This window comes from Alistipes sp. i18-0019-D1 (assembly GCF_042852885.1).
GTDB lineage: Bacteria > Bacteroidota > Bacteroidia > Bacteroidales > Rikenellaceae > Alistipes.
Genome location: NZ_AP031424.1, coordinates 849,694 through 872,638, shown reverse-complemented (window position 1 = coordinate 872,638; position 22,945 = coordinate 849,694). Strand labels below are relative to the sequence as shown.

Genomic DNA, 22,945 nt, shown 5'->3' with positions numbered 1-22,945 from the left:
TTTTCTGTTTTTAGAAACGGAATCTTACACCGATCGAGAATGTGTGGGCATGCAGTGCATAGTTGCCCGAGAAGGGCTGGTTCGCGGCTTTGGCCGCCGATGCGGCCGCTTCGGTCTCCGAGGCGCCGGCAGTCAGAGCCTGTTGGTAAACGGCGCCGTAGGTCAGTGAGTTGAAGTAGGGGTAGGAACCCGTGCGCTCGGGGTCGGCCGATGCTACGTAACCGTAGGCCACGTCGATGGACATGCATTTTACCGGATTGATCGTCAGACCTGCCGTATAGGCGAGTTTGGTCATCGACGGGGTTTCGGGATTGAGGTAGTCGCTGCGCACCGGGCTTTCGTCGACATACATACCCATGCGCGCCTGGATCAGGTCGCAGGCCTTGTACTCGCCGCCGAAACGGAATGCAAGCGTATTCTTGTAGTTCTTCACCGAGTTGATGTCCTCGATCTTCAGTTCCGGCTCGTTGAACGATACGTTCAGTTCTTTGTAGGCGCTCCAGCCCACCCATTGCAGGTCGACGGCGAACTCCCACTTTTCGGCCGGACGGAATGCGACGGCCCAGGTGAGGTTGGTCGGCAGGGGGAGTTCGGCGTTGAACGTGCCTTCGTCCAGGCGCGGGATAAGTCCCGTGGCGCTCATGACCTGCTTGATCTCGGGCGAGTGGTAGTTCATCTCCGCCGTGCCTTTCTTGACTTTCATATTCAGGCGCGAACGGTAGTTGAAACCGAATGTCCATTGTTCGTGCACGTCCCACATGATACCGACGTTGACGCCTACGGCAACCTGTGCGTCACCGGCCAGTTTGGCCGAAAGAAGCGCATTGTCGCCTGCGTTCGTAAACAGCGGGGCGTATTGTCCCATACCGTTGGCCGTGAGAATCCCGGCGATGGTATTGTTCGTCGCGGCGCCTACGGGGAACATGGAGCGCGAAAGATCGAAGTTGCCCCAGGCGACGGTCAGACCCGCACCTACCGAGAGTTTGTCGCAGATTTTATACGACACGGTGGGCTGAATCTGGAATGCCGTGAGGTTGATGTCCTGAATGAGGTGCGCACCGGCCCAGTTCGACGGCCATTTCATGGCAGAGCCGAACGGTGTGGTGAAGCTGACGCCGATGCCCAGCCGCTCGGTAGGTTTGTAGTTGAAATAGACGTACATCGGGGTCGAAATCTTGTTGTCGGACTCCGCTTTGATGCGGTTTTCGCCCGAATAGTCGATGTTGCTGTATCTTACGTAGGAGGAAATTCCCGTGATGCCGGCCGAAATATCGAATTTGGAGGTCTGGAAAGCGGCTGCCGCAGGGTTGAAATGCAAAGACTCCGAGTTGAGTTTGAGCGCGGTGCCCACGTGGCCCATACCGTTCTGTTTCGAGGAGAGATTGTTTACCTGATAACCCTCGGCGTAAGCGCCGGAGGCGATGGCAGCGGCGGCCAGAACGAGGAAAAGTTTTTTCATAACGAATTAGTTTGGTTTATACTCGGCATGCCTCGCCGGCATGCAAAATCGGGGGCAAAAGTAGGAAAACTATCCCCACGGCCCAAACTTTTTGGCCTAAAATTCCCGAAAAATGTACTAAATGGCATAGTTTTGGCCGAATTGCCCGGTTCGGGCCGGGGGCCTCGGCAAAACGGAAATGGGATACCTTTATAAAAAAGACCTGCTTTGCAGGGCAGGTCTTCCGTCTATTCTTTGTTTCGGGCGTTGTAGGCTTCGAGCGCCTTGCTCAGGATCAGCAAGGCCCGTTCGAGGTCCTCCTTTTTGAGGACATAGGCGATGCGGACCTCGTTGCGGCCGCATTCGGGATCGGAGTAGAAGCCCGACGCCGGGGCCATCATGACGGTTTCGCCTTCGTATTCGAAGTCCGAGAGACACCAGGCGCAGAACTTGTCGCTGTCGTCGACCGGGAGCCGTGCCACGGTGTAAAAAGCTCCCATCGGGATCGGCGAGTAGACGCCCGGGATGCGGTTCAGTCCGTCGATCAGGCATTTGCGGCGTTCGATGTACTCCTCGTAGACCTCGGTGCTGTATGACCGCGGTGCGTCGATCGACGCTTCGGCGACGATCTGCCCGATGAGCGGCGGCGAGAGGCGCGCCTGGCAGAATTTCATCACCGCATTGCGCAGCGTCTTGTTCTTGGTGATCAGCGCGCCGATGCGGATGCCGCACTCGGAGTAGCGTTTCGACACCGAGTCGATCAGCACGACGTTCTGTTCGATGCCTTCGAGGTGGCAGGCCGAAATGTAGGGCGAACCGGTGTAGATGAATTCGCGGTAGACCTCGTCCGAAAAGAGGAACAGGTCGTATTTCTTCACCATGTCGCGGATGCGGTTCATCTCGCGGCGGGTGTAGAGGTAACCCGTGGGATTGTTGGGGTTGCAGATCAGGATGCCGCGCGTGCGGTCGTTGATCAGCTTCTCGAACTCCTCGATCGGGGGCAGTGCGAATCCGTTCTCGATGGAGGCTACCACCGGGCGGATCACGGCGCCCGCCGATATGGCGAAGGCCATGTAGTTGGCGTAGGCCGGTTCGGGAACGATGATTTCGTCGCCCGGGTTGAGGCACGACATGAAGGCGAAAAGCACGGCCTCGGAGCCGCCCGTGGTGACGATGATCTCCTCGGGCGAGAGTTTGATCTGGTACTGCTCGTAATAGGTCACCAGCTTTTCGCGCAGCGAGCGGTAGCCGTCGCTGGGACTGTATTCCAGCACCTTGCGGTCGATATGTTTCAGGGATTCGAGCCCCTCCTTCGGCGAAGGGAGGTCGGGCTGGCCGATGTTCAGGTGGTAGATCTTCGTTCCCCGGGCGCGGGCCGCGTCGGCCAGCGGGACGAGTTTGCGTATCGGGGAGGCCGGCATCTGCTCGGCGCGGAGTGAAATTTCGGGCATGTTACGGTGTTTTTGCGGACGGGGTGTTACTCGACCTCGGCCGTAGGACGGAACTTGATGACCTTGCGGGGCGGAATCTTCACTGCGGCGCCCGTGCGGGGATTGCGCCCCACGCGTTCGGATTTCTGCTGCACGCTGAACGTACCCAATCCCGTCAGGGTCAGCCGTTCGCCCTCGCGGAGCGACTGCACCGTGACCCGGATCATGGCGTCGACGGCCTTGCGGGCGTCTACCTTCGAGATGTTCGCGTCGAGGGCGATGGCCTCGACAAACTGCGCTTTGTTCATGGTGTTGTGCGTGAAGAAACTAACCTCTCGGTCCTAACTCACTGACAAAGATATGCAATTTTCGGATAAAGAAGAAAATTATCGTCCGATTTTGATTTTCGGGCCGCCGTTGCGGACGATAAATCGCGGTAAAGATTTGGCGGAATGGAAAAACGATGCTACTTTTGTCCCCGGAAAGTTGGCGGAGTGGTCGATCGCGGCGGTCTTGAAAACCGTTGAACCGCAAGGTTCCGGGGGTTCGAATCCCTCACTTTCCGCATCAAGCGAATAACAAACGACGGTTACTGCTTTGCAGGAGTACTGTATACAGACATCACCTCGAAAGAGGTGATGTCTGTCGTTTGTTTTTCGTTTGCAACTTGAGGAATCCGAGGGATCACGGAGCGAATGCGACGTAATTCCTCATTCCTGTCTGTAACCAGCAGCAGGGATGCCCCCCCCCGCTCGTTCGGATGATCGACCGCCTATTGCCGTTCGCTCAACTCTTTATAAAGCTCCAGCCGCAGCCCGGCGTAGTTTTCGATAATATCGCCCATCTTCTCCACACGTTGCAGGTGCATTTCCAACTCCTGCGGCGCAATGTCGAAACCAAGGTCGTAACGCGCTTTGACCAGAAATTTCTTTAGGCAGGGGAGCGTGAAGATCCGTTCGATATTCGTATCGTCGAAGGTAAGCATCAATTTCGTCGAAAGCGTCCGCATCCGGTCGTGCATCACCACCGGATCGTGGCTGTCGAACTCCTGACCGTGATAGACGTAGTAGAGCGTGTGGTAGAAATAGACCGCCGCCTGCGCAGAGAAAAGTGCGGCCAGACGTATATTGCGGCTTTCGCTCAATGCTTCCCGCGCCTGTTCGATCAGCTCGTTGCCCAGCATCCGGAACGTGTCGTAATGCAATTTGGCATCGGCATACGCTTTGGCAAAGTCGATCGGGTGTTTCGGACGGCGGAAATGGCAGTGATCGCTGCAATAGAGCAATTCGCCCTCGGAGTGCGCGAAATAGAGAAAGGGCGTCTTGTTCGATTCGACGTAGTTCAACGTCATAATATAGAGATTGATGTATGCAATATCCCGGTGTTTGACGGGCATTCTGTACCGGAGTATCCGCTTCGCACGTATCCAGTCGTATTCGGGGGTTTCGCGCACGACCATCAGCAGGTCATAGGCCACGGCATCGCTGTGGGGCGTGCCGCCGGCCAGATTCCCGAACAGCAGGATATATTCGGGATCGAAATAGCCGTCAGTCAGGCATTGGACGATCCGGGCGGCTTCGGCAGGATTGTAAAGGCGTTCGGCGGGCTGTCCCGGTTCGGGGGCTATGCGTTGTGCAGCGTTTTCCTGCACGGGGTTTTGATTCGTTTCCATGTTGTTAAGTATTACGGATTTGACAATAGTGTGGCTGTCCTTATCGCAGGTTTTCGGCAATAAAGAGAATAACGGATTGGTTAGCAGTCACTTGCTAATCCGGCGGATGAAAATGGAAACGAATCGGGAGGTTGCACGGCGGAAACCGCCTGCGGCTGGCCTTGCGGCGTGTCGGCGTCGGAACGCGGACGGGATACATGGTTCGCATAAATAAAAAAGGATGCGTAGCTGCGAACCATACATCCCCCTTTTACAGGCTCAATAAAGTGTCGTTCGCGGGTCGCTAAACCCCAACGACTCTACGCATACCTTTTCTAAATGCGGTTGCTTTATTGAGCACCGACAGTAAAAGTTGTAGAAATATATGATTCGCAGAGGCAAAGGTAGAGGTTTTTTCTGAAAAAACAAGTGTTTTGCGGTGACAGCCGCAAATAGCTGCCGACCAAAAAGCGGCAATGAACAGCCGCAACAAAGGCGCAGTGTATGAAAAAAAGGAAATGTGCCCCACGAACAGACGAGCACACGAACAGGGGCGAAGACGCTTTGTTCGTGCGTTCGCCTGTCAGGCCGAGCCTAAATGAAGGAATGTCGGGCGGCCACAGCAGGGACAGCACTCGGGGCCGTTTGGGGGCGGTCGGTGGGCCAATTCAAAAATAATTGTTATATTTGTCCGAATTTTTAAACTGAATTACGATGGCATACAATTTATTGAAAGGAAAGAAAGGTCTGATTTTCGGAGCACTCAACGAGCAGTCGATCGCCTGGAAAGTGGCGGAACGAGCCGTGGAGGAGGGAGCCGAAATCGTCCTCACCAATACTGCCGTATCTATCCGCATGGGAACCATCTCGAAGCTGGCCGAAAAATGCAATACGATTGTCGTTCCGGCCGACGCCACGAGCGTCGAGGATCTGGAGAACCTGATCGACAAGACGATGGAGCATTTCGGCGGCAAGTTCGACTTCATGCTCCACTCGATCGGCATGTCGCCCAACGTCCGCAAGGGCCGCACGTACGACGATCTGGATTACGACTACCTCTCGAAGACGCTCGACATCTCGGCCATCTCGTTCCACAAGGCCATCCAGGTGGCCCGCAAGAAGGACGCCATCAACGACTGGGGTTCGATCGTAGCCCTTTCGTACATCGCCGCGCAGCGCACGCTCTACGGTTACAACGACATGGCCGATGCCAAGGCGCTGCTGGAGTCCATAGCCCGCAGCTTCGGTTACATATACGGCCGCGAGAAGCATGTGCGCATCAACACCGTGTCGCAGTCGCCGACGCCGACCACCGCGGGCAGCGGCGTGCTGGGGCTGGGCGACCTGATGGGTTTCGCCGAGAACATGTCGCCGCTGGGCAACGCCACGGCCGAAGATTGTGCGGACTACGTGCTGACGCTTTTCTCGGACCTCACGCGCAAGGTCACGATGCAGAACCTCTACCACGACGGCGGATTCTCGTCGATGGGCATGTCGCGCCGCGCCATGAAGACCTACGAGAAGGGCATGCGGTTCGAGGACGTGCACCAGAACCAGTATCCGTTCGGGGACAAAGAGGAGAAATAGACCGGGAGCGGGTTGATAAAAAAGCGGAGGCCGAAGCCCCCGCTTTTTTGTTCAATACTGGTGGTCGTCGCCGCGGATCTCCTCGCGGGTGATCGCCTGGCGGTTCATCGCACGCCAGGCGTACCAGATGTAGGCCGCCACGAACGGCACGAACAGCGAGACCCACGCCATCGTGCGGAGCGTGAAGAGACTCGACGAGGAGTTATAGATCGTCAGCGACGACTGCATGTCCGTGAGCGAAGGGTAGTAGGCCGTGTTGTTCCATCCTGCGAGCAGCAGCAGCGACAGCACCGTGAGCACCGTGCCGGCGCCTCCGAACCAGATCGCATGGCGGTTGCCGCGCCACCCCAGCCAGACGCTCCACAGCACCGAAACCACACCGAGGAGCAGCACGGCCGTGACGTAGGGCATCTCCACGAGGTTGTGGAGGTATTTGTAGGGTTCGACGGAGATTCGGCCCGCGGCATCGACAGCCCGGCCGTCGGCAAGGACGAGCGCCACGAGCCACGTCACGAAGCAGACCACGAACAGGACGGCGAACGTGCGCATGCGGTGTGCCGCCCGCCGGAAGATCACCTCGTCGTCGATGTTGTTCATGAAGTACTGGCAGGCCAGCGTCACGGCCAGCAGCGCCACCGACACGCCCAGCAGGACGTTGCGCCACTCGGCGACGGCTTCCAGCCCGTGCCACGGCGTCGCCCACTGCGAGATCACCGCCGCACCGCCCTGGTTGGCCAGGTTGAGCCGGTCGACCGTGAATTCCGCCCCCGTGAAGAAGGTTCCCACGGCCGTGCCGATCAGCAGCGGACCCAGCACGCCGTTGATCAGCAGGAAGGCGTTGAAGGTCCTTTCACCGAAGACGTTGGCCGGTTTGCGGCGGTATTCGTAGGCCACAGCCTGCAGGACGAAGCAGAAGAGAATGGCCATCCAGACGTAGAAGGCCCCGCCGAACGACGTGGAGTAGAAGAGCGGGAACGAGGCGAAGAACGCCCCGCCGAACGTCACGAGCGTCGTGAAGGTGAACTCCCATTTGCGGCCCAGCGAGTTGACGAGCATGTTGCGCTCTTCTTCCGTGCGGCCGATCGTGTAGAGCAGCGCCTGCCCTCCCTGCACGAACATCAGGAAGACCAGGATGGCTCCCAAAAGCGAAATGATCAGCCACCAGTAGTGTTGGAGTAGGGTTATTGTATCCATGGTTTAGTCGTTTTTAGGGCCTGTTTTGATTTGCCGGAACAGAATGCTCAACTCGGCGATGAGCAGCGCCGTGAACAGCGCCAGAAAGATGAAGAAGGTCGTGGAGACCGATCCGCTGGGGATTTTCGAGGCGGCGACGCCCACGGGCATCAGGTCCTGGATGGCCCACGGCTGGCGTCCGACCTCGGCGACGACCCACCCGGCCTGCGAGGCGAGGTAGGCCAGCGGGACGGTCCACACGGCCGTCCACAGCAGCCAGCGTTTCGAGGCGAGGCGGTCGCGGCGATTCAGCCACCAGACGAGGCCCAGCAGCAGGATGAAGAAGCAGCCGGCGCCTACCATCACGCGGAACGAGTAGAACAGCAGCGGCACGTCGGGCACGATCTGCTGCGGCGAATCGAGGTAGCCGTAGCCGAAATAGGCGAAATGCTCGCGCAGGAACTCCGCACCCCGAGGCGTCGAGCGGTCGAATTTGGCTTCGATCTCGGCGATGGCCGCCGTGTCGCCCTTCTTGCGGGCGGTGCGGTAGCGTCCCAGCTCCTCGACGGCCACGCGCCCCCGTTCGATCTTTTCGGCGGCCGACATCACGCCGTACTTCTCGTTGCCGTAAACCAGGTCGTTGATGCCCGGAACGAATGCGTCGGCAGAGCGGAAACTCATCAGCGAAAGCATCTTCGGAATGTCGATCTTGAAATAGAAGGCGTCGTCGTCGTTCGTCCGCTGCGCCTCGGGGCGCAGGATGCCGACGGCCGTGAGCGGGGCGCCCTTCTGTCCGTCGTAGAGCGCCTCCATGGCCGCCAGTTTCATGGGCTGCACGCGCGCGACGATGGCCCCCGAACGGTCGCCCGTGAAGGCCGTGACGAGCGCGAAGACGAACCCGAAGGCCGAGGCGATGGCGATGCTCTTGCGGGCCATCTGCTGCTCGCGCCGGCGCAGCAGGTACCATGCGCTGACGCCCACGACGAACAGCGCCGCCAGGACGAACGACGAAGTGACGGTGTGGAAAAACTTGTTGACCGCCACGGGCGACAGCGCCACGGCCGAGAACGAGGTCATCTCGTTACGCACGGTTTCGAGGTTGAAGTCGCACCCCACGGGGTACTGCATCCACGAGTTGGCGACCAGAATCCACCATGCCGAGAGGTTGGCGCCGAAGGCCGTGAGCCATGTGGCCGTGAGGTGGAAACCCCGGCTCACCTTGCGCCAGCCGAAGAACATCACCGCGATGAAGGTCGATTCGAGGAAGAAGGCGAAGATGCCCTCGATGGCCAGCGGGGCGCCGAAGATGTCGCCCACGAAGTGGGAGTAGTTGGACCAGTTGGTCCCGAATTCGAACTCGAGGATCAGGCCCGTGGCCACGCCGATGGCGAAGTTTATGCCGAACAGGCGCATCCAGAATTTGGTCGTGCGGAGCCAGAAAGGGTCCTTCGTGCGGACGTAAAGGGTCTCCATGATGGCGATCAGGAAGCCCAGCCCGAGCGTCAGCGGGACGAACAGCCAGTGGTAGATGGCTGTCATGGCGAACTGTGCGCGTGACCAGTCGACGGTGGATAGGTAGTCGGAAAGCATAGTGTAAGGTTGGCTTTATAGTCGTTTGTATTCGTGGGGGGGGCTGTCGCCCTTATAGCCGGTTCTTCGGATCGGTCAGGTTTTCCAGCACGCAGCCGGCCTTTTCCGAAGGGCTTTTGCCCGCCAGCAGGTCGGGGAAGAAAAAGACTTTCAGCACGGCGAACATGATGAAGAGTTTGATGAGGATGATGGCCCACAGGGTCCGTCCCACGGTCATTTCGCGGAATCCCTCGACGTAAAACCGGATCACTTTGCGGAGCGTCTCCATTTTGCTGCGTGTTGGATGTTCTATCAAAGTTAGGCAGAAAAAAGGAAATATGGAAATCCCCGGCCCGAAAAAAACGATTCCGGGATACGATAAGGACGGAAATGCGTACCCTCCCCCGGTCAAGAACCGGGATTTAGGCGCATGCTGCGGCTGCTGGGATTCGTTGTGCTTTTTTCGTAAAAAGTACCGAGTGCAGTCGCAGACTGCGTTTAGTGCTTTTGAGTACAAAAGGTAGCTATGCCCCGCAGCCCAAACCGCGGTCGTCACCTGTGAGGAACCGCGTTTCGGGCGTTCCGATGGCGCAAGTCCGAAGAATTTTCGTACTTTTGCCCTTCGTAAAAAGAGAATATGAAGACGAACGCTGAAAAACTGCCGTCTCCGTGGGTGTCGGCCATTCCGCTGGCGGTGCTGACGGGACTCCTCTATGTCGTGATCCGCGCCTTCGGCGGCGACGCCATCAACGGCGGAAGCCAGATCGCCCTGCTGTCGGCCACGTCGGTCTGCGTGATGCTCTCGATCGGCATTTACCGCTGCCGCTGGGCCGTGCTCGAAGAAGCCATCATCGACAACATCCGCGCCTCGGCGTCGGCCATCGTCATCCTGCTCCTGATCGGCGCCATCGCCGGTACGTGGATGGTCTCGGGCGTGGTCCCGACGATGATCTACTACGGATTGCAAATCCTCCATCCGTCGTTCTTCCTCGTCGCCTCGTGCGCCATCTGCGCCGTGGTATCGCTGATGACCGGATCGTCGTGGACCACCATCGCCACCATCGGCGTGGCGCTCATGGGCATCGGCCAGGCGATGGGCTTTCCCGAAGGCTGGGTCGCCGGAGCCATCATCTCGGGAGCTTATTTCGGCGACAAACTCTCGCTGCTCTCCGACACGACGGTGCTGGCCTCGTCGACGGTCGGCGTCGGGGTCTTCACCCACATCCGCTACATGCTCTACACCACCGTGCCGTCGATGCTCATTGCCCTCGGGGTCTTCGCCGTCGCGGGCCTGGCGCTCGACCACGGAGCCTCGACCCATGCCGAAATGTACGCCGCGGCGCTCGCTGCCACGTTCCGCATCACGCCGTGGCTGCTCGTCGTGCCGCTGGCCACGGGAATACTCATCGCGCGAAAACTCCCGGCCATCGTGACGCTGTTTTCGGCCGTGGTCTTCGCCTGCGGGGCGATGCTCCTGGCGCAGCCCGAAATGGTGGCCCGGGTGGCGGGTGTCGGGGGGTTGGATTTCATGTCGGGGTTCAAGGGGGTGCTGATGACCTGCTTCGGCCCCACGGCCATCCCCACGGGGAGCGCGCCGCTGGATGAACTGGTCGCCACGCGGGGTATGGCCGGGATGCTCAACACCGTATGGCTGATCATCTGCGCCATGTGCTTCGGCGGGGTGATGACCGGCAGCGGCATGCTGCGGTCGCTGACGGCGATCTTCCTGCGCTGGGTCCGCCGCACCTTTTCGGCCGTGGCGTCGACCGTCGGCGCGGGCATCTTCTTCAACCTCTGCACCGCCGACCAGTATATCTCGATCATCCTCTCGGGGCGGCTTTTCCGCGACCTCTACGCCGACCGGGGGCTGGAAGAGCGGCTGTTGAGCCGCTCGGTGGAGGATTCCGCCACGGTCTGCTCGGTGCTCATCCCGTGGAACTCGTGCGGCATGACGCAGGCCACGGTGCTCGGCGTCTCGACCTTCGTCTACGCGCCCTACTGCATCTTCAACATCGTCTCTCCGCTGATGTCGCTGCTCGTGGCGGCCGTGGGATGGAACATAAAACGGAAAAAATGAAAACCGAACTCGTCATCTTCGACCTCGACGGCACGCTGCTCGACACGATCGGCGACCTGGCCGTGGCATGCAACGCCGTGCTGGGTGTGCGGGGACTGCCGCAGCACACCTACGAGGAGTACTGTCATTTCGTGGGCAACGGCATTCTGCGGCTCGTGGAACGGGCCTTGCCCGAACCGCTGCGCACGCCGGAGACCATCGCCGCGGTACGTGCGGATTTCGTGAAATACTATACCGAGCACATCGACGCCCATACGCGTCCCTACGACGGCATTCCGGAGTTGGTGGGCGAACTGGTGCGGCGCGGCGTCGGGCTGGCCGTGGCGTCGAACAAGTTTCAGGCAGGGACCGAGAAACTGATCCGGTTGTTTTTTCCCGGCGTGACGTTCGCCGCGGTGTTCGGGCAGCGTCCCGGCGTGCCGCTGAAACCCTCCCCGGCAGTCGTGGAGGAGATTCTCGCGCTGACGGGGGTGGCGAAGGATCGCGTGCTCTACGTCGGCGATTCGGGGGTGGACATCGAGACCGCGGCGGCGGCAGGGGTCCGCGGGGCGGGTGTGACGTGGGGTTTCCGCGACCGTGCGGAACTGGTTGCCGCCGGCGCGCGGCATCTGGTCGACCGTCCCGACGAGTTGCTGGGGCTGCTGTAACGCCGGCCCGCTTCTTAACCGGGCGGGCGCAGAATCGCGACCGGCCCGCAAAACGGCCCCCTCCCTAAATCCCGGTTCTTAACCGGGCGCAGAACCGGACGGAGAGCGGGATGAAGCCGCCAGCCGCAATTAAACCCTGCTTCTTAAGCGGGCGGGGGCGTCAGCAATACTCCTTCACGTCGCGGGCCGTGATGCGGTCGCCGGAGAGGATGATCAGACGCTCGATGACGTTGCGCAGTTCGCGGATGTTGCCGCTCCACGGCATCCGTTGCAGGTCGGCCAGCGCATCGGCGTCGATGGGTTTGGGGACGGAGCCGTATTCGGCCGAGATCGTGCGGATGAAATGCTCGACCAGCGCCGGAATGTCCCCGGCATGCTCGCGCAGCGGCGGAACCCGAACCACGATCACCGCGAGGCGGTGGTAGAGGTCTTCGCGGAAGTTGCCCTTATGGATCTCCTCGCGAAGGTTCTTGTTCGTGGCGGCCACCACCCGCACGTTGACCTCGATGTCCCTGTCGCTGCCCACGCGGCTGATGCGGCTCTCCTGCAGGGCGCGCAGCACCTTGGCCTGCGCCGCGAGCGACATGTCGCCGATCTCGTCCATGAAGAGCGTGCCGCCGTCGGCCTGCTCGAACTTGCCCTTGCGTTGTTTGACGGCCGAGGTGAAGGCTCCGCGTTCGTGGCCGAACAGTTCGCTCTCGATCAGTTCGGAGGGGATGGCCGCGCAGTTGACCTCGACGAACGGCGCCGCCGCGCGGACACTCTTGGCGTGGAGCCAGCGGGCCACGAGCTCCTTTCCCGTGCCGTTTTCGCCCGTGATCAGCACCCGGGCCTCGCATGGGGCCACCTTGTCGATCAGCTGGCGGACGTGCTCGATCTCGGGCGAGACGCCGATGATCCGTTCGGCCTCGGCGGGATGCGCCCGGCGGCTGCGGCGCACGGGTGCGGCGGCAGGGGGCGCCTGCGCGGGCGCGGGGTTGGGATTGTCGATGGTGCGGTGCAGCGATTGCAGCAGCCGGTTCATGTCGATGGGTTTGGTGAGGAAATCCTGCGCTCCGTTGCGCACGGCCTCGACCGCCGTGTCGATCGACGTATCGGACGAGAGAGCTATGAACGGGATACCGGCGTCCGGAACCTTGCACTCCGTGTCGGACAGAATCACGTCGAACGGGATCTTCTCGCACAATACCGAGGCCGCGGCCTCGTCCTCGACGGCTTCCGTCGAGAACCCTTCATACTCCAACCGCTCGCGCAGAATGTTTCGCACGCTTTTTGATTGGTCCAGAATTAAAACCTTTGCCATAGCTTGTTTTTCCGAAATTTTACCTACTTTTGTCCCAAAGTTATGATTTTCCGCCGTGTAAAACGAATCCCGGAGGTCTTGCTCCGGAGTGCGGATAATGATGAAAACGATCTTTAAACGGTCTACCGCAAAGGTCTTGCCGGAGGCTCCGGCGGACGAATCGCACTAGTGTGCCGGACCGCAAATACAATATGAAAAAGAATTACAATTACACACGACGCAAGTTGTACCTGCCCGAGTACGGGCGCCATATCCAGGAGATGATCGACTCGCTGCTGGCGATCGAGGACCGCCGCGAGCGCAACCGCCAGGCGCGGGCCGTGATCGCCGTGATGGGCAATCTGAATCCTTTGCTGCGCGACACGGCCGATTTCACCCACAAACTCTGGGATCACCTTTTCATCATGTCTGATTTTCAGCTCGATGTGGACTCGCCCTACCCGCAGCCCTCGCGCCAGGAGCTGACCGCATCGCCCCGCCGGATGTCCTATTCCCAGGGGCGGATCGCCTATAAGCATTACGGCAAATACGTCGAGCGTATGATCCGCGGTCTGGCCGACGAGCGCAACCCGCGGACGGTCTCGCGCACGGTGGACAACCTGGCCCGCTACATGCGCACGAAGAGCTACGAATACAACCAGGAGCATCCCAGTAACGAAGTGATCGTAAAAGACATCAAGCGCATGTCCGGGGGAGCTATCCAAATCGACGAAGTTGCCTTGAATAATCTCCGAAGCGACTATAAACAGCCCTTTTCGGCGCGTCCCCAAAAGGGTCCGCAGCAGCATCGCCAGCCCCATCAGCAGCAGCGGCAGCAGAAAAACCGCAACCAGCAGCCCTACCGCAATTTCACGAAAAACAACGGGCCGCACCGCAATTCGTCGAAATAAAGGGCGCGTATTTGCGGAAAATTTATATCTTTGTTCTTCATTAACCGCGAAAACGATCGTAAATGAACAAGCAAACGCTTTTCGTAACGCTTACGACGGCCGCCCTGATGTGTGGCTGTCAGTCGTCGAAAGTGAAGATTTCGGGCCGCTTCGTCGGCGGCGACGCGAAAAATATCTATCTGGAGCAGGTTCTTCCGCTGACGCAGTCGGTCGTGGATTCGGCGGCGCTGGCTCCCGACGGCAGCTACCGCATGGAACTCACGGGCGTGGCGAAAAACCCTTCCTTATATAATGTGATCTACGACGGCGAGCGCATTCCGCTGCTGATCGCAGGCGGCGACCGGCTGACGGTCAGTTCCGTGGGCAGCGTCATCCGCAACTATACGGTGGCGGGTTCCTCCGAGTCGGAACTGCTGCGGCAGTTTTACCAGGCCTTCGTCACGGGGGCGCAGCGGCTGGAGAACATGGGCGCGGGATTCGCGCGCAACCTCACGGACGAAGAGCGCAAGGCGCTGATCAAGGATTATACGGCCGAATACTACCGCATCCGCCGCGAGCAGCTGCGGTTCATCATCGAGCACAAGGCGTCGCTGGCGGCGGTCTACGCCCTCTACCAGCGGCTGCCGGGCGACACGTACCTGTTCAACGGCGACAGCGACGTGGTCTACTACCGCACCGTTGCCGAGGCGTTGCAGGAGAGCTACCCCGAGTCGCCCTACCTGCAATCGCTGCTGGCCGAGATCGCCCGCATGGACGCCCGTATCAGCCTCACTTCGCAGATCACCGAAGCTCGCCATCCGGACCTCGAAATGACGGACATCTACGGCAAGAAGATCCGTCTCTCGTCGCTGGCGGGGAAGGTCGTGCTGCTGGATTTCTGGTCGGCGGAGCTGGGGTCGAGCAACGCGCTGAATGCCGATCTGAAGGAACTTTATCGGAAATATGCCGACGCACCCGTCGGGTTCGAGGTCTATCAGGTGGCCGTCGATACGTCGAAGCCGCTGTGGATCACCGCCGTGCAGGAACAGCAGCTGCCGTGGATTTCGGTCAGCGACCTGCGCGGGCGCTCGTCCGTGGCCCTCGGGCTTTACAACGTGCAGCGGCTTCCGGCGAACTTCCTGATCGACAAGGAGGGCACGATCGTGGCCAAGAACATCTACGGCAAGAGCCTCGAAGCGAAACTGGACGAGCTGACAAAATAGAATCATGTATTATTTCGCATCCGACATCCACCTGGGAGCCGGCGATGCCGCGACGGCGCGGGCGGTCGAAAGGCGTTTCGTGGCGTGGCTCGACGACGCGGCCCGGGATGCGGAGGCGATCTTCCTGGTCGGGGACATCTTCGATTTCTGGTTCGAATACCGCCGCGTGGTCCCCAAGGGGTTCGTGCGGACGCTGGGCAAGTTGGCCGAACTGACCGACCGGGGTGTCCGGGTGGTTTTCTTCACGGGCAACCACGACATGTGGGTCGGCGACTACCTCGCGCGCGAGTGCGGGCTGGAGATTCACACCGCGCCGCAGGTGATGACCCTCTCGGGCAAAAAAGTCTTCATCGCCCACGGCGACAACATGAAGATCGACGGGCAGCCGATGCTCAAGTTCCTGAACCGCATTTTCCGTTCGCGGACGCTGAAATGGCTCTTTTCGTGGGGCGTGCACCCCGACTGGGCGTTGCGCTTCGGCCATTGGTGGAGCGGCAAGTCGCGCAAGGGGCACGGCGAGGAGGCGGTCCGCGGGGCGGTGCTGACCGAACCCTACACGGGACCTTCCGAGCCGCACACCGAGCCGCTGGTCGAGTACGCCCGCGAGTACGCCCGGGCGCATGCGGTCGACCATTTCGTTTTCGGACACATGCACTTCCCGCGCGACTACCGCGAAGGGTCGCTGCACGTGGTGAATCTCGGCTGCTGGGCCGGGAATCCCTCCTACGCCGTGCTGGATGCGGCAGGGGAGATGACGCTGAAAATGCTGGGGTAAGACCTTCGTAAACGACGCTGGAGGCGGCGCATGCGGCGGCCCGGAGCGAATATAGGTTGAACGATTAAATGACGATTCAGTGAAACAATACCTCGATCTGCTGCGCCGGATCAAGACGGAAGGCGTCGTGCGGGGCGACCGCACGGGAACCGGGACCAAGGGGATCTTCGGCCACCAGATGCGCTTCGACCTGGCGGAGGGTTTCCCGCTGCTGACGACCAAGAAGGTCTTTCTGAAGGGCGTGATCCACGAACTGCTGTGGTTCCTGCGGGGCGACACCAATATCAGATACCTCGTGGAGAACGGCGTTCATATCTGGGACAACGACGCCTACCGTCATTACAACGAACTGTGCGTGCGCCACGGGGTGTTGCCCGTCGGCCGGGAGACGTTCCTCGCCTCGGCGGGCGTCGAATCGCCGGTCGAAGGCTACCGCTTCGGCGACCTGAACCATGTCTACGGCTACCAGTGGCGTTCGTGGCCCCGGCCCGACGGGGGCGTCGTGGACCAGATCGCGCAGGCCGTCAAGCTGATCCGCACGAACCCCGAGTCGCGGCGCATCCTGGTCTCGGCGTGGAACGTCGCTGAGATCGACGCGATGGCCCTGCCGCCGTGTCATGTGCTGTTCCAGTTCTACGTGGCCGGGGGGCGCCTCTCGTGCCAGTTGTACCAGCGCAGCGCCGACACGTTCCTCGGCGTGCCGTTCAACATCGCCTCCTACGCCCTGCTGACCTCCATGATGGCGCAGGTGTGCGGCTTGCAGCCCGGCGAGTTCATCCATACGCTGGGCGATACGCATCTCTACCTGAACCATCTGGAGCAGGTCGACGAACAGTTGTCGCGCGAGCCGCGTCCGCTGCCGACGCTGCGGCTGAACCCCGCCGTAAAGTCGGTTTTCGACTTCCGCTACGAAGATTTCACGCTCGAAGATTACGACCCGTGGCCCGCGATCAAGGCCCCGATGTCGTTCTGACAGTTTTCCCGGCAGTGCCGTTCGTGAAAAAAAGACCGTTGCTTATGAAAAAGACATTTAGCCTGCTCGTGTTGTTTCTGCTGGTGGTCACCGGGGCTTTTGCGCAGCGATCCGTTGCGATGAGGGAGGTGCATGGCATTCGGTTTGTCGTCCCTACGATCGATCTGCTCATACGCTATGCGGAGCAGGATTTCGAAGCCTGGAAAAAGGAGATGTCGTCCCTGGGACTCACGTGTATGAGCGACGATGCGGATGCGCCGATTTATCAGCAGGGGAAACCCGGCGAAATGGTGCTCGCTATCGGTAAAACCCGTAAAGGAGTGACCTCTTTTTCCTGGTTCAATCTTGTCGACAAGACATCGTTTGCCGACGATCTCTGCCGCCTTCTGCAACCGTATGCTTCCGGGAAGGCCGGGCGGTTTCAATATTATGCGTATGGGGACTGGATCATCGGCGTCGAGAAAAGCGAAGCCGAAACCATGCTCCTCGAACAGATTATGATTAGACCCAGATAGGAACGGTGTCCTGCCCGTTATGTCCCGTGTGGCCGGGCGGAGCTTCTTTCTTTTCGAAAACAAAACGACTTTATGATAAGCCTTATCGTAGCCGTTGCCGAAAACGGCGTTATCGGCGACAAGAATGCCCTGCTGTGGCACATTTCCGAGGACCTCCGGCATTTCAAGGCCGTGACGACGGGCCATCCGGTCGTCATGGGCCGCAAGACCTGGGAGTCGCTCGGGCGCCCGCTTCCCAACCGCACCAACGTCGTCGTCACGCGGCAAAAGGCCGCGATTCCGGGCTGCACGGTCGTGCACTCGCTGGAGGAGGCCGTCGCACTCTTTCCCAAGGACGAGGAGGTGTTCGTCATCGGCGGGGCGCAGATCTACGCCGAGGCGCTGCCGCTGGCCCGGAGGTTCTACCTCACACGCGTTTTCCGCTCCTACGAGGGCGACACGCGGTTTCCCGCGTGGGACGAGCGCGAATGGCGGCTCACGGATTCCGAGTCGTTCCCCTGCGGGGAGGAGTATCCGTATCCCTTTGCGTTCGAAACCTGGGAGCGTCCGTAGGTGCCCGGGCAAATTACGCATTTATACCACCACCCGGCTCGGCCGGATTCCCTACCTTTGCACTGCAAAGGTTTTTTTATGTTTCCCGGTTTCGTCTTGTCCGCATTCCGGACGCGATGCGACAAGCCCCTCCCTTGGGAGGGGTTTGGTGAGGGGTCAAACTTGCAAACACGGTGGAACGCCGTGAGCCAGGGACGACCGAAAGCGGAAAGAACCTGCGAAAAAAAAGAGATGAATATATGACTACCAAGTACTTCGATATGCTTATGGAGGACGTGCGGATGAAGGAGGGCCTTCAGTCGTGCATGAACTGCGGGGTCTGCACGGGCGTCTGCCCGGCGGCCGAGTTCTACAACTACGATCCCCGCCAGATCGTCTCCATCGTGCAGACGCGCGACGACGAAGCCATCGAGGAGCTTTTGAAGAGCGACACGATCTGGTATTGCGGCGAATGCATGTCGTGCCGTCCGCGCTGTCCGCGGGGCAATACGCCGGGTTACGTGATCCAGGCGCTGCGCACGCTGTCGCAGAAACTCGGTTTCTTCGTCGAGAGCGAGAAGGGCCGCCAGCAGCTGGCCCTGAAACGCATCATCGGCGAGAACATCCTCCGCACGGGCTACTGCATCGTTCCGCGCCTCGTGAAACCCGACCTGCATCCCGAGCAGGGGACCGTCTGGAAATGGGTCTACGACAACGACCGGGAGATTTACGGGCAGTTCACGCCCGTCTACATGCGCCACGGCGCCGGTGCCCTGCGCCGTCTGGACGAGGAGTCGCTCTCCGAGATCAACGAGATCTTCAAGGTCAGCGGCGGCAGCGAGATGTTCGACACCATCGAGCGGCATTCCGACCGCAAGGCCCGCGAACTGGGCTACGAGGAGGGCGCCGACCAGCAGTACATGATGGATGTCTTCCTGAACAATAGCAACGAGCATTATTGAGATGACCATGAAGCGAAAGAGTTGGCAGGACTATCAGAAGGAGATCGCCGACGACCACTATTATTACGCGCGCAGCTGCATCCGGCAGAATTTCTTCCCGGGCAGCGAAAAGTTGTTTATCGACATGCTGCGCAACGACCTGGGCAAGGACCTCACGGACGACCCCAAGCACTCGTCGTGCACGGGTATCGGCTACCATTCGGACATCGTGCCGCTGGAGACGATCATGACCGTCGTGGCGCGGCAGTTCGCGCTGATGGGCGAGGCGGGGTATGAGAACCTCGTGACTTCGTGCATCACCTCGTTCGGTGTCTATTCGGAGATTCTGGCCACATGGCACGAGTTCCCCGAGACGGAGGAGAAGACCCGCGAGAACCTCTGGAAGGCGACCCGGCGTGAGTTCAAGAAGCCCGCGAGCCTGGCCCACACCTCGGACATCGTGTTCCATTTCCGGGAGGAGATCGCCGCAAAGGCCCGGAAACGGCTCGTCAACGCCGCGACGGGCGAACCGCTGAAAGTCGTCGAGCACATCGGCTGCCACTATGCCAAGATATTTCCGAAATCCGGTATCGGAGGGTCGGAATTTCCGTATGTACTGGCCGGCATGGTCGAGTCGTGGGGCGGCGATGTAGTCGACTATCCCGAACGCCGGCACTGCTGTGGATTCGGTTTCCGCAACTACCTCGTGCAGGCCAACCGCGGCTATTCGATCGCCAATTCGCACAAGAAACTGGAGAGCATGGCGCCCTACAAGCCCGATTTTATCGTGGCCAATTGTCCGGGCTGCGCGATGTTCCTCGACAAGTGGCAGTACGCCATTGCCGAAATGGAGGGCACGACCTACGGCCAGAACGGCCACGGAATCCCGGTGCTGACCTATGAGGAGATGGCCGGGCTGGTGCTGGGCTACGACCCCTGGGCGCTGGGCATGCAGATGCACCAGGTCGACGTGGAACCGTTGCTGGACAAGATGGGCGTCGAGTACGACCCCGCGGCCAAGTATCTGGGCCGCAACGGGAAATATATCGGAAAACCCGAGTCGGCGGTGGTCAACTGCTGCCCGACGGATACGATTTACGACATCAGAGAATAATGAAAAAACGAGTTATCATCATCGGCGGCGGCGTTGCGGGCATGCAGACGGCCCTGCGCCTGGCGGAGCAGGGCATCAGCCCGGTCATCATCGAGAAGGAGGCCGAACTGGGCGGCAAGCTCCGGGGCTGGCACGTGCTGTTCCCGTCGTTCACCCCCGCCGGGGAGGTGCTGACCCAGTTGCGCAGCAGAGTCAACGAGTGCGGAATCGAGGTGATGACCTCCACGGAGGTCACGGGCTTCACGAAGCAGAGCGTCACGCTCGCCGACGGGCGGACGCTGCCGTGCGATTCGGTGGTGGTGGCCAGCGGTTTCACGCTTTTCGACGCCTCGATCAAGGAGGAGTACGGCTACGGCATCTACGACAACGTCTTCACGACGGTCGACATCGAGCGGATGTTGAACGAGGGCCGCGTGGCCATGGCCGACGGCTCGCGCCCCAGGCGCATCGCCTTCCTGCACTGCGTGGGTTCGCGCGACGAGAAGGTGTGCCAGCAGCACTGCTCGAAGGTGTGCTGCATCACGGGCGTGAAGCAGGCCATGGAGATGAAACAGCTCTTCCCCGAGGCCGACGTCTTCAACTTTTACATGGACATCCGCATGTTCGGTCCCGGCTACGAGGAGATGTACCGCGAGGCGCAGCAGAAATACAACATCCACTTCCTGCGCGGACGCATCTCGGAGGCCAGTCCGACGATCGACGGAAGGGTGCAGATCAAGGCCGAGGACACGCTGACGGGCCGGCCCCTGCGCATGAGCGTCGACATGCTGGTACTGATCGTGGGCATGCGGGCCAACGACGACAACGCCGCGCTGGCCGAAGGGGCAGGACTCCGGCGCGCTCCGAGCGGCTTCATGGCCCCGCGGGACATGTTCCTCGGCAACGTGAAGAGCAACATCGACGGCATTTTCTATGCCGGGACCGTTACGGCGCCCAAGAACATCGGCGAGTCGCTGAACGAGGGTATCGCCGCAGCCGACGCCGCGGCCAAATACGTGGAGGCATAGCAATGGCGGCGATCAATTTCGGATACACCATTTCGAAGCCCCGGGCCATCGACATCGACCGCAACAACCTGCGCAAGAGCGACGAGATCCTGCGCGAGATGCCCGAGTTGCAGACCTGCATCGGGTGCGGGGCCTGCACGGCGGTCTGCACGGCGGGCAACCTCACGGAGTTTAACTTCCGCAGGGTTCACACGCTGGTGCGCCGCGGCGAATACCAGGGGGCCTACGAGGAGATGAACAAGTGCATGCTGTGCGGCAAATGCCGGCTGGTATGCCCGCGCGGCATCAATACGCGCGGCGTGGTAATGCTTATCAAACGTAAACTGGGGGATTTCTGACGATGACTTTCTACGCACCATTCTGTCTGCCGTTCATCATCGGCGCCGCGGTGATGTTTGCTGTCCTGGCCTGGAAGTGGGGGACGTGGCTCTACCGCCTGCCCCGCGCCGATAAGAAACGGATTCTGTTCGGACTGCCGACGCGCCGCACCTTCGGGGCGGCGTGGGAGGTGGTGAGCGAGTCGTTGCTGCACCGCCGCATCTTCAAGGTCAACCCCCTGTTGGGGTACATGCACATGTCGCTGGCTTTCGGCTGGTTCCTGCTGATCGCCGTGGGGTGGATCGAGACCGTCTCCTATCTCGGGTTCCGCTACGTACCGTTGCAGGGGCACGTCTTTTTCAAGTATTTCGCCACGGGGCTGGAGCACAAGCCCCTCTTCGATTTCACGATGGACCTGCTGCTGCTGTTCGTCCTTTCGGGCGTGGCGCTGGCCTGGGGAAAGCGTCTCTACTCCCGGGCAATGGGCATGCGCCGCACGACGAAGCACGTCCCGGGCGACCGGGTGGCCTTGTCGGCGTTGTGGTTCGTATTCCCGGCGCGTCTGGTGGCCGAAAGCGCCACGTGCGCGCTTTACGGCGGCGGGGGATTCCTCACCGGAAGCCTCGGGGCGTGGATGTCCGCACATATCGGCATGATGCCGCTGATGAATCTCGAAACCGCGGCGTGGTGGTTCTACTCCTCGTGCCTCGGGGTGTTCTTCGTGGCGCTGCCGTTCTCGCGTTACATGCACATTTTTACGGAGATTCCTCTCATCTTCCTGCGTCATTACAACCTGCGCTCGGGCGAAAAGGAGTCCTCTTTCGATAATTTCCAGGTCGAGGCATGCTCGCGCTGCGGCATCTGCATCGACCCCTGCCAGTTGCAGAGCGTGTTGGGTGTCGACGACGTGCAGTCGGTCTATTTCCTGCGCGACCGCCGTTACAACATGCTGCGTCTCCAGACGGCCGACAACTGCCTGATGTGCGGCCGCTGTGCCGAGAAATGTCCCGTCGGCATCGACCTCAATACGCTCCGCGTCAACTCGCGCGACAAGATGCGCAACGTCCCCGACGAACGCCGCTACGGCTATTTCAAGGGGCTGGACCGTTCCGCGGGCGAAGGCAAGGTGGGTTACTTCGCGGGATGCATGACCCTGCTGACGCCGCGCACGATGTCGGCGATGTCGGCGATTTTCGGCGCTGCGGGCGAGGAGGTCTGGTGGGCCGACCGCGAAGGCGGCGTCTGCTGCGGCCGTCCGCTCAAACTGGCGGGCGAGACCGATTCGGCGCACAGGATGATGCGTTACAACGAGGAGTTGTTCCGCCGGCACGGCATCACGACGTTGGTGACTTCGTGCCCGATCTGCCTCAAGGTGTTCCGCGAGGATTACGACCTGCCGGGGATCGAGGTGCTGCACCATTCGGAATATATCCTGCGGCTGATTCGTGCCGGACGCCTCGCGCCGGAGCGCGGAGAGACGCGTTTCACCTACCACGACCCTTGCGAACTGGGGCGCGGGAGCGGCATCTACGACGAGCCGCGTGCGGTGATCGAAGCCGTGGGCAAGCTGCTGGAACCTGCCTCGACGCGCGAGAACGCCCTCTGCTGCGGTTCCTCGGTGGCCAATACGGCGATTTCCGACGGTCAGCAGGTACGGATCGCGCAGTCGGTCGCAGCGGAACTCGACGCCACGGGCGCCGAAGTGATCGTCACGGCCTGTCCGCTTTGCAAAAAGGCCCTCGGCCGCGGAACGAAAGGTGAAATCCGCGACCTGGCGGAGATCGTGGCCGCTAATATTCATTGA

General features: G+C 60.5%; 21 protein-coding genes, 1 tRNA gene and 1 pseudogene. 15 read left to right on the top strand and 8 right to left on the bottom strand.

The features are described 5' to 3' along the window. Window positions 1-10 precede the first annotated feature (10 nt). The 3 genes and pseudogenes from ACGHP5_RS03560 to ACGHP5_RS03550 all read right to left on the bottom strand — a co-directional run. Entirely contained in the window at window positions 11-1,459 is a 1,449-nt protein-coding gene (locus ACGHP5_RS03560; protein WP_295905543.1) for an OmpP1/FadL family transporter, read from the bottom strand. 227 nt (window positions 1,460-1,686) lie between these two features. After that, a complete protein-coding gene (locus ACGHP5_RS03555; RefSeq protein WP_295905545.1) occupies window positions 1,687-2,889 on the bottom strand; it encodes a pyridoxal phosphate-dependent aminotransferase in 1,203 nt (400 codons plus the stop codon). A gap of 26 nt (window positions 2,890-2,915) precedes the next feature. Next, a pseudogene (locus ACGHP5_RS03550) lies at window positions 2,916-3,182 on the bottom strand (HU family DNA-binding protein); the annotation flags it as partial. Window positions 3,183-3,348: 166 nt separating this feature from the next. Between ACGHP5_RS03550 and ACGHP5_RS03545 the strand changes: the two are divergent. Continuing rightward, window positions 3,349-3,433: transfer RNA gene (locus ACGHP5_RS03545), tRNA-Ser, on the top strand. A 207-nt stretch (window positions 3,434-3,640) separates the two neighbouring features. Here ACGHP5_RS03545 and ACGHP5_RS03540 read toward each other — a convergent pair. Continuing rightward, on the bottom strand, window positions 3,641-4,540 hold the full coding sequence (locus ACGHP5_RS03540) for a nucleotidyltransferase domain-containing protein (protein WP_390568053.1): 900 nt from the start codon (window positions 4,538-4,540) through the stop codon (window positions 3,641-3,643). Window positions 4,541-5,233: 693 nt separating this feature from the next. On the opposite strand from ACGHP5_RS03540, the gene ACGHP5_RS03535 reads away from it, so the two are divergent. After that, a complete protein-coding gene (locus ACGHP5_RS03535) occupies window positions 5,234-6,106 on the top strand; it encodes an enoyl-ACP reductase (protein ID WP_290534155.1) in 873 nt (290 codons plus the stop codon). 51 nt (window positions 6,107-6,157) lie between these two features. On the opposite strand, the gene ACGHP5_RS03530 is transcribed toward ACGHP5_RS03535, so the two are convergent. Genes ACGHP5_RS03530 through ACGHP5_RS03520 form a run of 3 tightly spaced genes read right to left on the bottom strand, consistent with a single transcriptional unit; the run spans window position 6,158 to window position 9,137 of the window. Further along, window positions 6,158-7,300 carry a cytochrome d ubiquinol oxidase subunit II gene (locus tag ACGHP5_RS03530; protein ID WP_290534154.1) on the bottom strand — a complete coding sequence of 381 codons (1,143 nt, stop codon included), beginning with the start codon at window positions 7,298-7,300 and terminating at the stop codon, window positions 6,158-6,160. A gap of 3 nt (window positions 7,301-7,303) precedes the next feature. Then, window positions 7,304-8,869, bottom strand: a complete 1,566-nt coding sequence (locus ACGHP5_RS03525) for a cytochrome ubiquinol oxidase subunit I (RefSeq protein WP_337771288.1) — start codon at window positions 8,867-8,869, stop codon at window positions 7,304-7,306. Between the two features lie 52 nt (window positions 8,870-8,921). Continuing rightward, entirely contained in the window at window positions 8,922-9,137 is a 216-nt protein-coding gene (locus ACGHP5_RS03520) for a DUF4492 domain-containing protein (protein WP_290534152.1), read from the bottom strand. Window positions 9,138-9,485: 348 nt separating this feature from the next. Between ACGHP5_RS03520 and ACGHP5_RS03515 the strand changes: the two genes are divergently transcribed. Next, window positions 9,486-10,925, top strand: coding sequence for a Na+/H+ antiporter NhaC family protein (locus tag ACGHP5_RS03515; RefSeq protein ID WP_337771287.1), 1,440 nt, complete (start codon window positions 9,486-9,488; stop codon window positions 10,923-10,925). Further along, on the top strand, window positions 10,922-11,572 hold the full coding sequence (locus ACGHP5_RS03510; RefSeq protein WP_337756556.1) for an HAD-IA family hydrolase: 651 nt from the start codon (window positions 10,922-10,924) through the stop codon (window positions 11,570-11,572). Before ACGHP5_RS03515 ends, ACGHP5_RS03510 begins: the two co-directional genes overlap by 4 nt. 160 nt (window positions 11,573-11,732) lie before the next feature. On the opposite strand, the gene ACGHP5_RS03505 is transcribed toward ACGHP5_RS03510, so the two are convergent. Then, complete coding sequence (locus tag ACGHP5_RS03505) at window positions 11,733-12,875, bottom strand: sigma-54-dependent transcriptional regulator (RefSeq protein WP_390568050.1); 1,143 nt, start codon at window positions 12,873-12,875, stop codon at window positions 11,733-11,735. Between the two features lie 191 nt (window positions 12,876-13,066). On the opposite strand from ACGHP5_RS03505, the gene ACGHP5_RS03500 reads away from it, so the two are divergent. The 11 genes from ACGHP5_RS03500 to ACGHP5_RS03450 all read left to right on the top strand — a co-directional run bounded on the left by ACGHP5_RS03500 (window position 13,067) and on the right by ACGHP5_RS03450 (window position 22,945). Further along, window positions 13,067-13,765, top strand: coding sequence for a DUF4290 domain-containing protein (locus tag ACGHP5_RS03500; RefSeq protein ID WP_290534148.1), 699 nt, complete (start codon window positions 13,067-13,069; stop codon window positions 13,763-13,765). Window positions 13,766-13,827: 62 nt separating this feature from the next. After that, window positions 13,828-14,967: a redoxin domain-containing protein gene (locus ACGHP5_RS03495; RefSeq protein WP_390568049.1), complete on the top strand. Its 1,140-nt coding sequence runs from the start codon at window positions 13,828-13,830 to the stop codon at window positions 14,965-14,967. Between the two features lie 4 nt (window positions 14,968-14,971). Beyond that, entirely contained in the window at window positions 14,972-15,742 is a 771-nt protein-coding gene (locus ACGHP5_RS03490) for a UDP-2,3-diacylglucosamine diphosphatase (protein WP_290534146.1), read from the top strand. A gap of 79 nt (window positions 15,743-15,821) precedes the next feature. Next, window positions 15,822-16,715 carry a thymidylate synthase gene (gene thyA, locus ACGHP5_RS03485; RefSeq protein WP_337756562.1) on the top strand — a complete coding sequence of 298 codons (894 nt, stop codon included), beginning with the start codon at window positions 15,822-15,824 and terminating at the stop codon, window positions 16,713-16,715. A gap of 44 nt (window positions 16,716-16,759) precedes the next feature. Beyond that, window positions 16,760-17,230, top strand: a complete 471-nt coding sequence (locus tag ACGHP5_RS03480) for a hypothetical protein (protein ID WP_295905507.1) — start codon at window positions 16,760-16,762, stop codon at window positions 17,228-17,230. A gap of 72 nt (window positions 17,231-17,302) precedes the next feature. Beyond that, window positions 17,303-17,782, top strand: a complete 480-nt coding sequence (locus ACGHP5_RS03475; protein ID WP_390568047.1) for a dihydrofolate reductase — start codon at window positions 17,303-17,305, stop codon at window positions 17,780-17,782. A 239-nt stretch (window positions 17,783-18,021) separates the two neighbouring features. Next, window positions 18,022-18,723 carry a 4Fe-4S dicluster domain-containing protein gene (locus ACGHP5_RS03470; protein ID WP_290534143.1) on the top strand — a complete coding sequence of 234 codons (702 nt, stop codon included), beginning with the start codon at window positions 18,022-18,024 and terminating at the stop codon, window positions 18,721-18,723. 1 nt (window position 18,724) lies between these two features. Next, window positions 18,725-19,816, top strand: coding sequence for a CoB--CoM heterodisulfide reductase iron-sulfur subunit B family protein (locus tag ACGHP5_RS03465; protein WP_295905505.1), 1,092 nt, complete (start codon window positions 18,725-18,727; stop codon window positions 19,814-19,816). Next, complete coding sequence (locus tag ACGHP5_RS03460) at window positions 19,816-20,823, top strand: FAD-dependent oxidoreductase (protein WP_290534141.1); 1,008 nt, start codon at window positions 19,816-19,818, stop codon at window positions 20,821-20,823. Before ACGHP5_RS03465 ends, ACGHP5_RS03460 begins: the two co-directional genes overlap by 1 nt. A gap of 2 nt (window positions 20,824-20,825) precedes the next feature. Then, on the top strand, window positions 20,826-21,161 hold the full coding sequence (locus ACGHP5_RS03455) for a 4Fe-4S dicluster domain-containing protein (RefSeq protein ID WP_390568045.1): 336 nt from the start codon (window positions 20,826-20,828) through the stop codon (window positions 21,159-21,161). A 2-nt stretch (window positions 21,162-21,163) separates the two neighbouring features. Further along, window positions 21,164-22,945: a (Fe-S)-binding protein gene (locus tag ACGHP5_RS03450; RefSeq protein ID WP_337756566.1), complete on the top strand. Its 1,782-nt coding sequence runs from the start codon at window positions 21,164-21,166 to the stop codon at window positions 22,943-22,945.

Bases quoted from the DNA above. Each gene is read 5' to 3' on its own strand.
- ACGHP5_RS03560 (WP_295905543.1), bottom strand. From the start codon at position 1,459: ATGAAAAAACTTTTCCTCGTTCTGGCCGCCGCTGCCATCGCCTCCGGC.
- ACGHP5_RS03555 (WP_295905545.1), bottom strand. From the start codon at position 2,889: ATGCCCGAAATTTCACTCCGCGCCGAGCAGATGCCGGCCTCCCCGATA.
- ACGHP5_RS03540 (WP_390568053.1), bottom strand. From the start codon at position 4,540: ATGGAAACGAATCAAAACCCCGTGCAGGAAAACGCTGCACAACGCATA.
- ACGHP5_RS03535 (WP_290534155.1), top strand. From the start codon at position 5,234: ATGGCATACAATTTATTGAAAGGAAAGAAAGGTCTGATTTTCGGAGCA.
- ACGHP5_RS03530 (WP_290534154.1), bottom strand. From the start codon at position 7,300: ATGGATACAATAACCCTACTCCAACACTACTGGTGGCTGATCATTTCG.
- ACGHP5_RS03525 (WP_337771288.1), bottom strand. From the start codon at position 8,869: ATGCTTTCCGACTACCTATCCACCGTCGACTGGTCACGCGCACAGTTC.
- ACGHP5_RS03520 (WP_290534152.1), bottom strand. From the start codon at position 9,137: ATGGAGACGCTCCGCAAAGTGATCCGGTTTTACGTCGAGGGATTCCGC.
- ACGHP5_RS03515 (WP_337771287.1), top strand. From the start codon at position 9,486: ATGAAGACGAACGCTGAAAAACTGCCGTCTCCGTGGGTGTCGGCCATT.
- ACGHP5_RS03510 (WP_337756556.1), top strand. From the start codon at position 10,922: ATGAAAACCGAACTCGTCATCTTCGACCTCGACGGCACGCTGCTCGAC.
- ACGHP5_RS03505 (WP_390568050.1), bottom strand. From the start codon at position 12,875: ATGGCAAAGGTTTTAATTCTGGACCAATCAAAAAGCGTGCGAAACATT.
- ACGHP5_RS03500 (WP_290534148.1), top strand. From the start codon at position 13,067: ATGAAAAAGAATTACAATTACACACGACGCAAGTTGTACCTGCCCGAG.
- ACGHP5_RS03495 (WP_390568049.1), top strand. From the start codon at position 13,828: ATGAACAAGCAAACGCTTTTCGTAACGCTTACGACGGCCGCCCTGATG.
- ACGHP5_RS03490 (WP_290534146.1), top strand. From the start codon at position 14,972: ATGTATTATTTCGCATCCGACATCCACCTGGGAGCCGGCGATGCCGCG.
- ACGHP5_RS03480 (WP_295905507.1), top strand. From the start codon at position 16,760: ATGAAAAAGACATTTAGCCTGCTCGTGTTGTTTCTGCTGGTGGTCACC.
- ACGHP5_RS03475 (WP_390568047.1), top strand. From the start codon at position 17,303: ATGATAAGCCTTATCGTAGCCGTTGCCGAAAACGGCGTTATCGGCGAC.
- ACGHP5_RS03470 (WP_290534143.1), top strand. From the start codon at position 18,022: ATGACTACCAAGTACTTCGATATGCTTATGGAGGACGTGCGGATGAAG.
- ACGHP5_RS03465 (WP_295905505.1), top strand. From the start codon at position 18,725: ATGACCATGAAGCGAAAGAGTTGGCAGGACTATCAGAAGGAGATCGCC.
- ACGHP5_RS03460 (WP_290534141.1), top strand. From the start codon at position 19,816: ATGAAAAAACGAGTTATCATCATCGGCGGCGGCGTTGCGGGCATGCAG.
- ACGHP5_RS03455 (WP_390568045.1), top strand. From the start codon at position 20,826: ATGGCGGCGATCAATTTCGGATACACCATTTCGAAGCCCCGGGCCATC.
- ACGHP5_RS03450 (WP_337756566.1), top strand. From the start codon at position 21,164: ATGACTTTCTACGCACCATTCTGTCTGCCGTTCATCATCGGCGCCGCG.